Genomic DNA, 14,502 nt, shown 5'->3' with positions numbered 1-14,502 from the left:
TTCAAATTGGTGATGATATATGATTATTTTTAAAAATGATTGGCAAGAGCTGCTTGGAGAAGAATTTAACAAAGAATACTATTTAAAGCTGCGAAAATGGCTGATTAATGAGTACCGAACTAAAACAGTCTATCCTGACAAATATGATATTTTCAACGCGCTGCATTATACGGCGTATAATAATGTCAAGGTAGTAATTCTTGGCCAGGACCCTTACCATGGCCCGAATCAGGCGCATGGACTTAGTTTTTCGGTAAAACCGGGAATCGCGCTGCCGCCGTCGTTGCTTAATATCTACAAAGAACTGAAAGACGATGTTGGGTGCTATATTCCGAATAATGGCTATTTGAAGAAGTGGGCAGATCAAGGCGTACTTCTATTAAACACTGTACTGACCGTTGTTGCCGGACAAGCTAACTCCCATAAAAACAAGGGCTGGGAGCAGTTTACTGACAGGGTTATTGAGCTACTTAATAAACGTGCCGATCCCATTGTTTTTATTCTGTGGGGAAGCCATGCTCAGTCCAAGATAAATTTGATAACTAATAAGCACCATTATATTATCAAATCTCCGCATCCAAGTCCGTTATCGGCCAGTCGGGGCTTTTTCAAAAGCAATCCTTTTTCTAAAGCAAATAACATTCTAATGTCGATAGGTAAGGAGCCGATAGACTGGCAGATTGAAAGAATTATGGAGTAGAGTGCAAAATTATGGTATACTATTATCTGGATGATTATAGAAAGCGGTGATGGCTATGAAGAAAAATTTAGTAGCTTGTATAGTAATGCTGACATTTATGATGTTGGTTGCAACTGGATGTGCAGGAAGTAATACGAACACCCAAAATACTCAACCTGAATCTGCCCCTAAGGCGACTGAAATAAGTAATAAGAATAACAGTATCGCATTGTTTGAAACGTCCAAAGGCAATATCCGTATTGAACTATTCGAGGATAAAGTGCCAGTGACGACCAAGAACTTTATCGATCTTGCCAATAAAGGCTTCTACAACGGCGTAATTTTTCATCGCGTCATTGATAACTTTATGATTCAGGGCGGCGATCCCAAAGGTAACGGTACCGGCGGCCCGGGCTATACAATCCCTGATGAGTTCCATCGCGATCTAAAACATGCCGAGGGCGTAATATCAATGGCTAATGCTGGCCCGAATACCGGCGGTTCACAGTTCTTTATAACCCTCCAAGCGACACCTTGGCTGGACAACAAGCATGCCGTATTTGGCCAGGTAATCGAAGGTATGGACGTAGTTAAAACAATCGGCAAGGTTAAAACAAATTCACAGGATAAGCCGCTTGAGGATGTTGTAATTAAGAAGATTACAATTGAGAAAGCTAAATAAAAAAGTGTTTAAGAGCCACTAGCATCGAAAGGTGTAAAGTGGCTTCTTCATTGCTCTGAAGATATTGAAAGGGGATACAACATGAACGGAACTGAACGAAAAAATATCAGACCCGGTATAAAGGTGAAGATTGTCCAGAAACAGCACCAGCGCACCGGGCAACTTACTGAGGGAATCGTGAAAGATATTCTGACCAGCAGTCCAGTCCATCACCGGGGGATTAAGGTCAGGCTGACTGATGGGATTATTGGCAGGGTGCAGGAGGTTTTGGAATAACCAAAGAAAAAAGCGCTCCTTTCCGAGCGCTGCGAGAGTGCATGTGAACTTTTTGGTTTTATATTAGAAGTTGTATGTTACGCCAAAGCCCCAGCCTTTAACTTCGGAATCAGTCGTTAAATCGGGTCCGACTATGCCAACTAATTTCATATCGTCAACTTTCATATCGCGATAGTTGACGTTGAAATCAATATCTTTGGCAACTTTATATCCGAGGCCCACTTCCCAGTTCCGATAATCGCTGCCAAATGAAGCAATACCATAGGTAGTGAAGTCTTTGTTTAGCGGTTTAACTGCTACAACACCAAATTGCCAAATATTTTTATCATCGCCCTGAATAGCAAAATGATCAACAATTGGCGAATAGCCAACTTTAACGCTTGGATTTGCTCTTACTATGCCTGTAAAGAGAGAAAAGTTTTTATCTAGTTTATAAAGGACATTATATTCTTCTACTCTAGTTTTTGATTCGAAATTTAATGTAGGTATTTCAGGCCCTTCAGAGGCTAAGGACTTGCTTAGTGCAGTAGTGGATTGAGGTTCATAAATTCCACCGAAAGGAATAGCTAGATTTCCCGTAGGCGTTGCTTGGCGGTATTGTAGTGCCCAATTGTTTCCAATACCATAAGTAAAACCCCACTCTACATTGCTGTCTCCGTCGAAACCAACTTTACCAGTATCTAAATCTGTACCTTTGACTCCCAAGCTTGCATCGTAGTCAGGACTTACCCGATAGTTTAAATCCAAAGCAGCCTTACCTTTTGAATAGTCCGTAAGCGGACTGGCAAAAGCCACACTGGATAACGCGAAGATAAATAAGATTGCCAATACACACTTTCTCATTTTGAATCCTCCTAAATTTCTTAAATGGTTCATAGGCATACACTCTCGCTAACTTGTCCATGATCACCAGTGTTTTTATTATTTTCTAATTTAGTTAGGCAGCAGGTTTGTCTAACTACTCCATTAATATCCATATAGGAATCAAATTATGCATATCATTAAGTAATGTTTTTATAGACATATTTCGACTAAGGTGAAATGAAAGAAACGCAAATATAAAAGTAAATATCCGACAATTACAACCTGAAATTGCCAGTCAAAAAGCCGTGAGAATGCTTATGAATTAAGCATTCTCACGGCTTTTTTTATTTATTTATGTTTATGAATAAAACTTGGACATGGTGGATATAATTTACCAATAATTCCATTAAATGGGACTAAAAAGTTTTCAATGTTTTATAGTAACCATCTTTGCTCCCTGGGTAAGGGAGGTTTTTCTTTGGTTACTAAAGCCGCAACGCTTCAATTTGGAGGTGGTTTTGTAAGTAGCAAAGTGGCTTTAATACAGGATTCTTAAAGCAAATGAGGAGGTTAAATAATGAAACTGGGTAAGATTAGAAAAGGTTTTATTGGTCTCTTATGTATGGCTGTTATTATGTGTGGTACTCCCGCAGTATGGGCTTCAAGTAATGTAGATATCGGCTGTGACGCTCAAGCAGGAGCTGGAGCCGGTAGTGGGAGTGAAAACAATACGGCAGTTGGCAATGATGCTAAAGCTGGTACCGGGCAAAACAGTGATAACAATGTTGCTATAGGATATAATGCTCAAGCTGGAACTGAAAATAACCAGTCAAATAACACAGCAGTAGGGTTTGAAGCTACTGCTAATGGAACTAATACTACAGCGATTGGCGCGGGTGCAACTGCTACCGCTGAAGATAGTGTTGCTATTGGCGGCGGTTCAACAACAGGTGATCGTGCTAATACTGTATCAGTTGGCAGCGCTGGAAACGAGCGCCAAATAATTCATGTTGCTGATGGTGTAGCCCCAACTGACGCCGTTAATGTTCGTCAGTTAAAGCGAGAGTCTAGCCGAATTGATAAAGTAGGCTCTTTAGCAGCCGCAATGTCCGGTTTAGCTCCGCTTTCCTATAAAGAAGACCAGCCGACTCAAGTTGCAGTTGCAACAGGCATGTATTCAGGCGAAAATGCACTTGCCGCTGGTATTTACCACTACACGAAGGAAGATGTTTTGCTAAATGCTGCTTTTGCAATTAGCGGAAGTGAAAAGATGGGACGCGCGGGATTAACAGTACGTTTAAAGAAATCTAAAGATAAAGAACAAAATTCAGCACCGGCAGATCCACTAGCCCCCATTACTCCAGTGGCCCCAGTTACTCCGGCTAATCCTGTAGTTCCTGCTTCACCTAAAGCTCAGTCAGTAGTCCCGGAGCAGGTGCCTGTAACGGCTGTAACTCCTGAAGCAGTTGAAACTATGGCTCAAGTGAGTATAAATGAAAGTGATTCAGCGATTACTGATAATGAAGTGAAGGGTTAGAAATGCAGCTAAGTATGGCATTTCTGATAGGAGGAAAGACATGAAACTAAGTAAATGGGGGAAAGTGTCGGTCGTTACATTGTGCTTAGCGGTGCAGACGCTTTATGTTGCACCGGCGTGGGCTTCGGTTAGTGGAAATGTGGAAAATGGTGCAGGTGCTGAAGCTGGACGACCTTACCATAAAGTTCTTTGGTTTGAAATTAGTCCTAATACGGAAAACGTTGCTGATGGCGATCATGCTCGTGCGGGAAACGGTGAACTAGGTTTCAACGATAATAATATTGCAATCGGAAGCCACGCAGAAGCGGGGAATGGTGATGCAGGAGGTAACGATAATAATCAAGCTAAAGGCGATTATGCACGAGCCGGGAATGGTGATTTTGGAAATAACAACAACAATATTGCAGAAGGAAATCATGCAGAAGCCGGAAATGGTACAAATAATAATGGCAACATCTCAGATGGCGTCGGTGCGAAGGCAGGAAATGGAGCTAATAACGCTAGTAATAAAGCAACAGGTATTGGTGCAACAGCTGGTAACGGTGGTGAAAGTATATTAGGAGTTGGAATTGGCGGTGGTAATATAAGTAATACTGCTAATGGAGATTATGCATCAGCGGGAAACGGTATTGGTAATAAGAATAACATCGCTAATGATGCTAATTCAACAGCAGGAAATGGATTTAAAGTGGACGATAACTACATAGGCGGATTCAATGAAGAGAATAATGCATCTAACGGAGGATCTGCTGGTAATGGCATTCTAAACAAAAATAATATCGCTGATGGTGAGTCTGCTAAAGCAGGTTACGGTGTTTTGAACATGGGTAATGAAGCCTATGGGAAGAATGCACAAGCTGGCAACGGTGGTAAATCCGAAGATGGTGAGATACTGATTGGTGGCGGCAATATCGGCAATGTGGCAGACGGCCAAGGATCTAAAGCCGGTAATGGAACACTAAATGTTGGAAATATTGCAACCGGTAAGGACTCAAGAGCTGGAAATGGGATGGGAAATGGTGGTAACGTTGGTAATAATGGTGGTGTGGCCGGTGAAGGAAGCTTAAACTTCTTTAATTACGCTGATGGAAATGGTGCTACTGCTGGTAATGGCACTAAGAACATTTTAAATGGCTCATCAGGTGAATCCGCTCAAGCGGGAGACGGAAATAGGAATATTGCCAATTTTGCAATTGGAGATCGATCCAGAGCTGGAAATGGTGACGATAATAAGGTTAATATCGCCGCAGGACAAGCGGCAGAGGCTGGAAATGGAGAAAGAAACAGCCTTAACTTTGCAATAGGTGATGGTTCTAAAGCAGGTAACGGAAATGACAATATGCAAAACGTAGCTATTGGTACTTCAGCATCAGCAGGTACTAACGGCAATAACAATTCCAACAATATAGCGCTAGGCGCATTAGCATCAGCAGGCAGTAATGGCAACGACAACACTAACAATACGGCAGTTGGCGTATTGGCAGCCGCCGGTAACGGTGACAGCAACAATAATAACAAGGCATTTGGTCTTGGCGTAGCCGCAGGCAATGGCAACGGTAACACCGACAATACAGCAGCAGGCGTATTGGCAGTCGCAGGCAACGGTAATGGCAATGAAAATAACAAGGCATTTGGTCTTGGCGTAGCCGCAGGTAATGGCAACGACAATACTAACAATAAGGCAGTAGGCGTATTGGCAGCCGCCGGCAACGGTTATGACAACGATCACAATAAAGCCGAAGGCATATTTGCAGCAGCGGGTAATGGCGCGGAAAACGACCGTAATAAAGCTAAAGGCGTGCTAGTAGCCGCAGGCAATGGCTACGACAATGATCGAAACGAAGCTTATGGTTTTGCGGCAGCAGCCGGTAATGGCGCGAAAAATGATATGAATCTGGCACTTGGCCATGAAGTAGCAGCCGGCAACGGTATCGGCAATGACTTCAATGCTGCAATTGGTCATAACTCAAAAGCTGGAAACGGTACATTCAATAATCAGAACCTATCTCTTGGTGGAAATGTTGCAGCTGGTAATGGTATAGGTAACGACAGGAATGCAGCAGTTGGTAGTAACGCAGCAGCCGGAAATGGCTGGTTCAATGACCAAAATTCAGCCATCGGTCATGATGCTTATGCGGGTAATGGTATGTATAATGACAATAACCTGGCATTAGGCCATGATGTGTGGGCAGGTAATGGCACAGGTAATATTGGTAATGTTGCAATAGGTAATCACGCTCAAGCCGGTAATGGTAATGGTGAGATTGGCAATACAGCTATGGGTTTCAAAGCACATGCCTCTGGATCAAGTAGTACGGCTATCGGCTCTAACGCTAGTGCCACTGCCCATAACAGCGTTGCAATAGGTGCAAATTCAAATGCAGATCGTGATAACACGGTTTCTGTCGGTAGTAAAGGTAACGAACGCCAGATAACTAATGTTCAAGCAGGCGTCTATCCTACAGATGCTATAAATGTTAGTCAGCTTGATTGGCTAAGCAATCGAATTGATAAAGTTGGAGCTCTGTCAGCAGCAATCTCCGGGCTAGCTCCGTTAGCGTATAAACCGGATCAACCTACTCAAGCAGCATTCGGATTCGGTACTTATTCCGGGGAGAACGCCTTTGCGTTAGGTTTCTATCACTATACTAATCAAGACGTTCTACTCAACCTTGCTTTCGCAACTAGTGGTAGTGAGCAAATGGGACGTTTTGGTGTTACACTTCGTTTCAATACAGCTAGCCACAACAAAAAAAATTCCAGTGAAACGATTGAGCCTCTACCAAACACTGAAAGCAAATCAGCTGATTCATCTACAACTGCTTAACAATCGAAGAAGTATAAGCATGAAACAGGGAACACGGTTCGTGTTCCCTGTTTTCAATAGATCATGTCAGAGATTGCCCTAGCTATTGTCTCCTATTTAATTACTACACCCTTTGTCCAGACATAAAAAGGATAGTATCCGACAAGAGTTCCGTCTACAAAAATATTAAACGCATAAAATCCTTCTTCCGGGAAGGTTATATTCCAATCAATAATTTTGGTATCCAATGCTCCTGGTCTAGCCAAGAACATATAGAAGTCACATTTGGTTAAAATCTTCTTTCCAGAGTAATCGGTAAGTATAATAGTACTTTCCGGAGATTCATAGCGGGCAGTCGCAACAAATGTTGTCAATGTCTTGAAACGTACATTTAGTGGAAATCTATCCCCGGCAAAGCCGGTCGCAATTCCGCTTAACGTGGAAACGCCATTAGGCTGCTGGAATACTTCGCCGCCCATCATATGGCTCGATACAAAGACCGGCTTGTCATCGTTAGAAACCTTAATTCCTGCAAATGCTACCTGAGATGAAAGTAATATTGTCAGAGTCAGAAATAAGGCAATGATAATTTTTCGTTCCATATGAAAACCTCCTGCAAATATATATGTAAACAATTCTGCAATTTCCAGTAATTCCCTTTAAACAAATTCCAACAATATCGTAGATATATCGCCTCAAAAATAAAGACAGGTAACTAATGTTACTTGTCTTTATTAACTATCATTTATTTGGTTTTCTACATCCTTGAATTTCATAGTGCCACTTTATTTGGCACCGACTCTATCGGCTAGAATTATTTTAACTCCGGAATCAATAGTTTCCTCATCGGTCTTTTTGATGGTAGTAGGTGTAAGAGGCTTAGGTTTGGCGCCACCTGTACGCCAAGTAACACCGAAACGTGCTGATTTTTCCCAACGGTCGTCACTCATGGCAACAGCCATATTATACATTACTGTAGGCTTAGTATAGTGGTATACCCCTAAAGCTACTGCGCCGGTTCCGTTATAGGTGCCATATGCGGCAGAATATTGAGTAGGATCTTTCGGATCATATGGAAGAGGCGCTAAGCCTGACATTGCAATTGCAATTGAACCTACGCGGTTAACTTTACTATCCAAACTACGCAACTGGCTCATATTAACGGCATCGGTATCGTAGTAGCCTGGTGCGACATTCATGATACGGCGTTCATAGTCAGGTTGACCAACAGAAACCGTATTTGCCTCATTTGCAATTGAATGATCGCCTATTGCCACGCTGCTGCCACCGTATGCCTCTGCATAATGCCCTATTGCAACATTATTATCGCTAGGTGTTGGTCTATCATAGACGTTACCTCCAGCATAGGCATGGTTGCCGATAGCAGTATTATTATTTCCCCACCCAGCTGCGGCACCATAGCCGACTGCTTCTAATGAAGTACCGTTAATAACCTGTGCATTAGTGCCGATAGCGGTGTTCCCTGTACCTCCACCAATGATAAGTGCCCCATAATTTTCTGCGTTATTCAAGCTGCCATTGATAACCTGAGTGCTGTAGCCAACAGCAACGTTTTGGCTACCTCCTGTAATTTCGGCACCAATACTAATGCCGATATTGTCATTACCAGCCGCAGATGTATTAGCTTCACCGATAGCTTGGTTGTTACTAGTATCTACTTCCGCCTCAGTGGCTAGCGCGAAGGCTGGCAAGCATAGGAACATTGCAGCACAAAGACCTGATATGATTATTTTTTTACATCTTTTTATCACAATACTATATCCCCCCCTTACTATCTAAATAATTGAATAGTGAAACGTGTTTAATTGTTCCGTCAGAATTCTGAGTATTTTGGCACTGTTAATTTACAATAGGAACTGGCATGGAGTGGCCTAGCAAATGCTACGGCCACTCATACCAAGCCAGGGCTATAAATTAAATAACCACCGTAGTGCTACTTTTTATTTCTTTTTAACGCTTTTGCTTATTTGGGCACCTATAGCAGTGATTTTGTTGTTATTGCCGACGGACTTCGCGTATACATCGCCACCAGTTGCAACATTATAGTTGCCGCTATTCAACACTTGAGCGCCAACTGCAGCAACGCTATTTCCAAAGCCGCCCATGTCAAGTCTTACATTCATTGCATTAGCAGTGTTATAGGAACCACTATCAATAACCTGAGCTCCAAGGCTAGTCGCAGTGTTATTATAAGACTCGCCATGATATCCGTCGATCTGGTCGTTACGATCCGGCCATATTTCAGCAAAGGTACTCCAAGCTTTTGCTGTATTGCCGTTATCACTTCCGGATACTAATGCTCCTATTGCTGTAACGTCATTGCCATATGTATTGCCGTAATTGGCATAGTTTATTGCACTGACATATGTTTGCATATGTGCAGTATTGCCATCGCCGCTTTCACTAATCCCTGCTCCAAAGGCTAAAACATTGTTCAAACCAGCATCATGTACACCATTCGTTGGATTAACTAGGTCTGCTCCATTGGGAATATTTGTTGCTGTTACCGCACCCCAACTTCCCGTTGTGGCAGTATTGTTATGACCGCTATCCGCAATAGATACACCAATAGCAGTAACGTTGCTAAAATCGCCTGAATTTGAGGCGGTTACGTTGGCGCCCTGTGTAGCGGTATTACCATTCTTAGAGTCCAGTATCTGGGCGCCAATCGCAGTCACTTCATTTCTTAAGCCACTTATTCCCGAGCCAAAATTCTTTGCAGTAACATCACCCTTCATAGTGGCAATATTCCAGTCGCGGCTTTCACCCACGCGTGCTCCTATGGCCATCACGTCATTGTAGTTTTCTGGATTAGTTGCACTACCATTTATGGCCCTAACACTAAAACTTGTTGCAATATTGTAATCTAAGGAATCAAAAACTTGTGCACCTACAGAAGCCACATCGTTGTTGTCTCCCCAACTTTTAAGGTCCACATCTCCATAGGTAGCTTCGTTAGTATCAGGTGCAGCTGCAAACACCGGCGTACAGAACATTGAACCTACTAACATTGCGGCAACTGCCAGAGCTGCCTTTTTAGAACTTTTTCTCATCATTTTTCCCTCCACATTTCTAGTTTTTATTTCCAGAATTTCTGAGTATATCATCTAACTCTTCAATACTATGACCCCCCTCCGTATATCTGAGATAAAGATTTATAAGTGCATACTAAATGGGTCAGACCGATTTAGTATGTTGACTCCTAAGTTAAAGACAAGTCAAGTTTGTCTAGATACTCCATTAATATCCAAGTAAGGAACTGAATATGCAAAATATAATGAAAGTTTTTTATTAAAAAACTCGACTTGCTAGCTTAAAATAAAAAAGACCACCATGTTGGGTGATCTCAGAAAGTAGACATAAGGAAAAAATCGAGATTGCCACGTCCCATCGGTTCTCACAAGCGAAACGTGGCGATCTCAGCTTCTTTCAACAAACTGAGACCCCATTATGGTGATCTATATGCATTCGGTCAATGCTACAGCGTCTAAGCCCCTGAATAAGTACAAATAGGCTTAGGTGGAGTTGAACACCAATCGGAAGCGAATTTTTCCTTAACTGTCCACCGAATATTACCGATAATATTAATAGAAACCAATTTAAAAGCCAAGGAGGCGATTAATATGGTTTTAAAGATAGCCGCTGTCCAAAGCATAAAGAATTACAAACGGAAGTCTAAGGAATCCAAGGAAGGATTGGCAAGAAAGAAATCAAGTACATTTGCGGATATTTTAAAGGCAGTAATTAAAAAACAGAATTAAGCCGTTACCTTTTTGTTTAAACTGCGTTTATAGCTATGAATGACTTATCAGTCGGGTCTTGTACCTGATGAAAATGGGCTAATAAATATGGAGGCGACAGAATGTTAAAAAGAATTTCTCTAGTAATGGTTTTTATCTTGATGCTTGCCGTTCCGGCTTTCGCGAAGGAGGCTCCGGAAAGAACCATCGTGCAGGTTACTGGCAGCAGTGAAAAACAGGTTGACCCTGATGTGGCTAAAATTCAAATCTTGGTTAATACGATTAATTCCAATATCGAGAAAGCAAAAAACACTAATACTGCCAGTATGAATAAAGTGGTAGCAGCATTGCGAGAGCAGGGCATAACCGACAGAGATTATAAAACCGATACATATAATATCGAACCGGTATATGAATACGAAAAGGATAAGCTTCCCTCATTAAAGGGTTATCGGGTAACAAATCGTATCGAAGTGACTGCTCCTGTGGAAAAAGTCGGGATTTTAGTTGATGTTGCTACAAAGGCTGGGGCTAATGAAATAAGTTCAATTCAGTTTGAATCTAAAAATGAAAAAGATATCAAAAATGCCGCATTACAGGAAGCTGTTAAGGACGCTATGAAGAAGGCCGAAGTAATTGCCGGAGCCTTAAATAAGAAAATTGCTGATGTTAAGCTTGTTAATGAGTCGGGCGTATACTATCGTCCGGTAATGTTGGAGAGCCGAGCTTTCAAAGCTGCTGCCGATTATGCTCCCAGTATTAATGCCGGTAAAATTACCGTTGGTGCAAACGTGCAAGTTACGGTAGAACTTGCAGATTAATAAGCGTATAAAGGCATTTGGTTCCGATCCCCGAGATTGCATTTTTGCCGGACTGCTAAAGGCAAGTAAAACTCTAAAAGTTGTCTATTGACAGAAGTCGAACAATATATTATCCTATCTTCTGCGGCCTGACCGCTACATATTTAGGAGGTAGGAAATGAACGACAATCAGCAAAAAGTTCAAATTGTAGTCGCAGACCCTTCAGCATTAGGATTATTCGGCCTTGCAATGGTTACCCTGGTGGCTTCGTCCCAAAAACTTGGCTTCACGACCGGTCTTTCCTTTGTTATTCCGTGGGCTATTCTCTTAGGATCGGTTGCCCAAATGATGGCCTCTGTGTATGATTTTAAACATAACAACTTGTTCGGCGCTGTTGTGTTTGGAGCTTACGGTCTATTTTGGACCGGCGTTGCGGCAAGCTGGCTTATAAAAATGGGCGCATTCGGCCCGGTATTAGCTGCAGCTGTCGATGTTAAGCAACTTGGTATCGCGTTTCTTGGCTATTTCATATTTTCTATTTTTGCCACTATTGCCGCTACTGAAACTAATAAAACGCTATTTATAACTATGGTTTTCATTGATGTTTTGCTTGGCTGCTTGGCTTTAGATTCTCTTGGCTTGGGTGGTAACTGGGCCCATGGGGTTGCAGCATGGACTGAACTTATTATTGCTATTATGTCTTTGTATGGAGCAGGTGCGAACTTCCTTAATAAGTTTTTCGGCAGGCAATTCCTGCCGCTTGGCAAACCGTTGGGTATATTTAGATAAGGGATAGGAAAGCTAATGTGTCATCGCGAGCGTAACAGAGTGAAGCGTGGCGATCTCATGTTTTGCTTGACAATAAAAGGCTTCTGAGGAGAAATCTTCAGAAGCCTTTTACCATCCAGGATAAAAACAAGATCTCAGGTAGGTATTTTGCTGCTTTACGTCAAAATAGTCATAAATATGGTTAAAGCAATTATACTTAGGAGAGAAAGCAATTTATGCAACAGTTAACTAGATTTATAGGGGTAGTGGCAGCTCTGATAGTGTTATTGAGTTCTTTTAATACGGGGGAGTGCGCAGTGGTTAATTCCAATTCAAGGCTTAGCCAGGCTCAATATTGGGTTAGTAAGCTTGCCGCACCTGATGAAGTTATCATGTCGCCCACAGAGATTAATGATTATAATGCCGAAATTAGGGCAGGATTGCCCGATACTGTTTTTGACCTGCGCGTTTATCCGGCATCCTTATTCGGGAAAACGTTGACGGAATTGCTCACAGCTTCATCATTCCCGAAAGATCGGGTATATGCCCAAGGCATGCCAGCTTCAGCCGGCTTTTTTGCAAATTTACATAACCAAATAAACCTGGGCGGAGTGAAGGATTATAATGAAGTTGGTTACGGCCTTACCGCAACGCGGACTAATGTCCGAACATTTCCTACCAATACAGGAATATTTAAGACGGCGGGCGACCGGGACTTTGACTTGTTTCAGGAAACAGCCCTCAATCCAGGGGAACCGGTGGTAATTCTTCATAAAAGTGCTGATGCCAAATGGTATTTTGTCCAGACGGCAAACTATCGCGGCTGGGTGCCGACAGCTAATGTTGCACTGGCAAGCGACCGCCAGGAATGGTTGAAATATCTAAATGAAGAAAGTTTTTTAGTAGTAACAGCCAACAAAATTAGCTTACCTGACAGCACCAAGGCTCCGCTCGTCTTTGAAATGGGCGCCAAGCTGATATTGGCAAAGTCAGAGCCAAGCAATAGCGGAAGTTATCTTGTTAAGCTGCCGGCTCGTGATGACCAAGGCAAACTTTATTTTAAACAAGCTGTTATAGCCAAGTCAGCTGATGTCAGCGTCGGTTATCTGCCATATACAAGAGCCAATATAATTGAGCAGGCATTTAAAACGTACGGTATGCTCTATGGTTGGGGTGGATTGCATGACAGTGTTGATTGTTCAAGCCTTACCATGAATATATACCGCAGCTTTGGGTTTGCGCTGCCGCGAAATGCCGACCAGCAGGAAGTAAAGGTTGGGAAGACGGTGCACCTTACCCAAGACCCGGGCAAGCGAGCAGTTCAGCTAAACAGCCTGGAACCGGGCGCGACCCTTCATATGAATGGGCATGTAATGCTCTATCTCGGCAAGGACAGCGGCAAGTTCTATACAATACATTCCTTGGCCTCCTATGTCGAGCGGCTGAATGACGGAACACTACGGCGAGTTCGGCCGATGAAGGTCGTGGTCAGTGATTTAGATTTGGTTAGGGGAAATGGAAAAACTTTTGCGCAATCATTGACTGTTGTAAAGAATATTGAATGGTAGGCAAAAAATAAAGACCTTAGTCCGACATATTGTCGCGGCTAAGGTCTTTTTAACATTACTTTTTCTCCGATTGATCAACTTCGGCTTGAATGTTGATGGTTTCTTGTTTAGATGGTTCGCCATTCAGTGAGCGGCGTAATTCACCAAGCCCTTTACCGAGCGCTTTACCTACTTCGGGTAATTTGCCGGGGCCAAAGATGATAAGCATGATAACTAAAATCATACCTAATTCAGGCAAACTAAAATTAAACATTATTTTTACATCCCTTTCAATTTATTATAAACAAACTATTATCGACATTAGTTAACTTACAATAGTATTCTTCTCCAGGGAGGGTAAAACTCCTTTATCTTATCCTCTCTTCTGTTTTCAGATAAAGGAATAATTCTAGGCTTGTTGAAACAAGGGAAGAAAGTTGTGTTTCTCCACCCTTGGTGATCCGATGATACTTGTCTATTGTACAAAAAAGGGGTTAGTTTATGATCCAGATTAACAATTTGGTAAAGCAATACGTCAGCAGGAGAGTGCTGGATAATGTAAGTTTATCGATTGAGGAAGGAGAGATCTTCGGTTTGCTGGGACCAAATGGTGCCGGTAAAACAACCTTGATTCGTATTCTTACGATGCTAGCCTCCTATAGTTCCGGCACAATCACCATCAACAGTCTGCCGCTGTCGGAAGAGGCCAAAAACATAAAAGCATTATTGGGCTGCGTTCCCCAGCACTTAAACTTGGACGCCGACTTGACAGCATGGGAAAACCTGGAACTCCATGGGCGTCTTCATCACATTCCCACCCAAGAACGGCGGCATCGAATCG

The 14,502-nt window shown here is 42.5% G+C and carries 15 protein-coding genes; 10 read left to right on the top strand and 5 right to left on the bottom strand.

Annotated elements, in window-relative coordinates; all coding sequences use genetic code 11:
• Window positions 1-19 precede the first annotated feature (19 nt).
• The 3 genes from GX348_02175 (at window position 20) to GX348_02165 (ending at window position 1,637) form a co-directional block, all read left to right on the top strand.
• Window positions 20-700: a uracil-DNA glycosylase gene (locus tag GX348_02175; GenBank protein NLP40995.1), complete on the top strand. Its 681-nt coding sequence runs from the start codon at window positions 20-22 to the stop codon at window positions 698-700.
• A 55-nt stretch (window positions 701-755) separates the two neighbouring features.
• Window positions 756-1,361: a peptidylprolyl isomerase gene (locus tag GX348_02170; GenBank protein ID NLP40994.1), complete on the top strand. Its 606-nt coding sequence runs from the start codon at window positions 756-758 to the stop codon at window positions 1,359-1,361.
• Window positions 1,362-1,442: 81 nt separating this feature from the next.
• Complete coding sequence (locus GX348_02165; protein NLP40993.1) at window positions 1,443-1,637, top strand: YwbE family protein; 195 nt, start codon at window positions 1,443-1,445, stop codon at window positions 1,635-1,637.
• A gap of 63 nt (window positions 1,638-1,700) precedes the next feature.
• On the opposite strand, the gene GX348_02160 is transcribed toward GX348_02165, so the two are convergent.
• Window positions 1,701-2,480: an outer membrane beta-barrel protein gene (locus tag GX348_02160; GenBank protein NLP40992.1), complete on the bottom strand. Its 780-nt coding sequence runs from the start codon at window positions 2,478-2,480 to the stop codon at window positions 1,701-1,703.
• 538 nt (window positions 2,481-3,018) lie between these two features.
• Here GX348_02160 and GX348_02155 point away from each other — a divergent pair.
• Both GX348_02155 and GX348_02150 read left to right on the top strand, forming a co-directional pair.
• Window positions 3,019-3,978, top strand: coding sequence for a hypothetical protein (locus tag GX348_02155; GenBank protein NLP40991.1), 960 nt, complete (start codon window positions 3,019-3,021; stop codon window positions 3,976-3,978).
• A gap of 40 nt (window positions 3,979-4,018) precedes the next feature.
• Window positions 4,019-6,805, top strand: coding sequence for a hypothetical protein (locus tag GX348_02150; GenBank protein ID NLP40990.1), 2,787 nt, complete (start codon window positions 4,019-4,021; stop codon window positions 6,803-6,805).
• Between the two features lie 92 nt (window positions 6,806-6,897).
• On the opposite strand, the gene GX348_02145 is transcribed toward GX348_02150, so the two are convergent.
• The 3 genes from GX348_02145 to GX348_02135 all read right to left on the bottom strand — a co-directional run bounded on the left by GX348_02145 (window position 6,898) and on the right by GX348_02135 (window position 9,861).
• Window positions 6,898-7,386 carry a hypothetical protein gene (locus tag GX348_02145; GenBank protein NLP40989.1) on the bottom strand — a complete coding sequence of 163 codons (489 nt, stop codon included), beginning with the start codon at window positions 7,384-7,386 and terminating at the stop codon, window positions 6,898-6,900.
• A gap of 183 nt (window positions 7,387-7,569) precedes the next feature.
• On the bottom strand, window positions 7,570-8,556 hold the full coding sequence (locus tag GX348_02140; GenBank protein NLP40988.1) for a hypothetical protein: 987 nt from the start codon (window positions 8,554-8,556) through the stop codon (window positions 7,570-7,572).
• 189 nt (window positions 8,557-8,745) lie between these two features.
• Complete coding sequence (locus GX348_02135; GenBank protein NLP40987.1) at window positions 8,746-9,861, bottom strand: hypothetical protein; 1,116 nt, start codon at window positions 9,859-9,861, stop codon at window positions 8,746-8,748.
• A gap of 567 nt (window positions 9,862-10,428) precedes the next feature.
• On the opposite strand from GX348_02135, the gene GX348_02130 reads away from it, so the two are divergent.
• The 4 genes from GX348_02130 to GX348_02115 all read left to right on the top strand — a co-directional run bounded on the left by GX348_02130 (window position 10,429) and on the right by GX348_02115 (window position 13,682).
• Window positions 10,429-10,566, top strand: coding sequence for a hypothetical protein (locus tag GX348_02130; protein NLP40986.1), 138 nt, complete (start codon window positions 10,429-10,431; stop codon window positions 10,564-10,566).
• A gap of 101 nt (window positions 10,567-10,667) precedes the next feature.
• On the top strand, window positions 10,668-11,366 hold the full coding sequence (locus GX348_02125) for an SIMPL domain-containing protein (GenBank protein NLP40985.1): 699 nt from the start codon (window positions 10,668-10,670) through the stop codon (window positions 11,364-11,366).
• A 157-nt stretch (window positions 11,367-11,523) separates the two neighbouring features.
• Complete coding sequence (locus GX348_02120) at window positions 11,524-12,135, top strand: acetate uptake transporter (protein ID NLP40984.1); 612 nt, start codon at window positions 11,524-11,526, stop codon at window positions 12,133-12,135.
• A 296-nt stretch (window positions 12,136-12,431) separates the two neighbouring features.
• Window positions 12,432-13,682, top strand: coding sequence for a glycoside hydrolase (locus GX348_02115; protein ID NLP40983.1), 1,251 nt, complete (start codon window positions 12,432-12,434; stop codon window positions 13,680-13,682).
• A 55-nt stretch (window positions 13,683-13,737) separates the two neighbouring features.
• Here GX348_02115 and GX348_02110 read toward each other — a convergent pair whose 3' ends face one another.
• Window positions 13,738-13,935, bottom strand: a complete 198-nt coding sequence (locus tag GX348_02110) for a twin-arginine translocase TatA/TatE family subunit (protein ID NLP40982.1) — start codon at window positions 13,933-13,935, stop codon at window positions 13,738-13,740.
• Between the two features lie 227 nt (window positions 13,936-14,162).
• Between GX348_02110 and GX348_02105 the strand changes: the two genes are divergently transcribed.
• Window positions 14,163-14,502 (top strand): ATP-binding cassette domain-containing protein (locus tag GX348_02105; protein NLP40981.1); only part of this gene is annotated, 340 nt, incomplete at its 3' end.

This window comes from Veillonellaceae bacterium (assembly GCA_012523975.1).
Taxonomy (GTDB): Bacteria; Bacillota; Negativicutes; order JAAYSF01; family JAAYSF01; genus JAAYSF01.
This window is presented reverse-complemented; position numbering and strand designations above follow the sequence as displayed.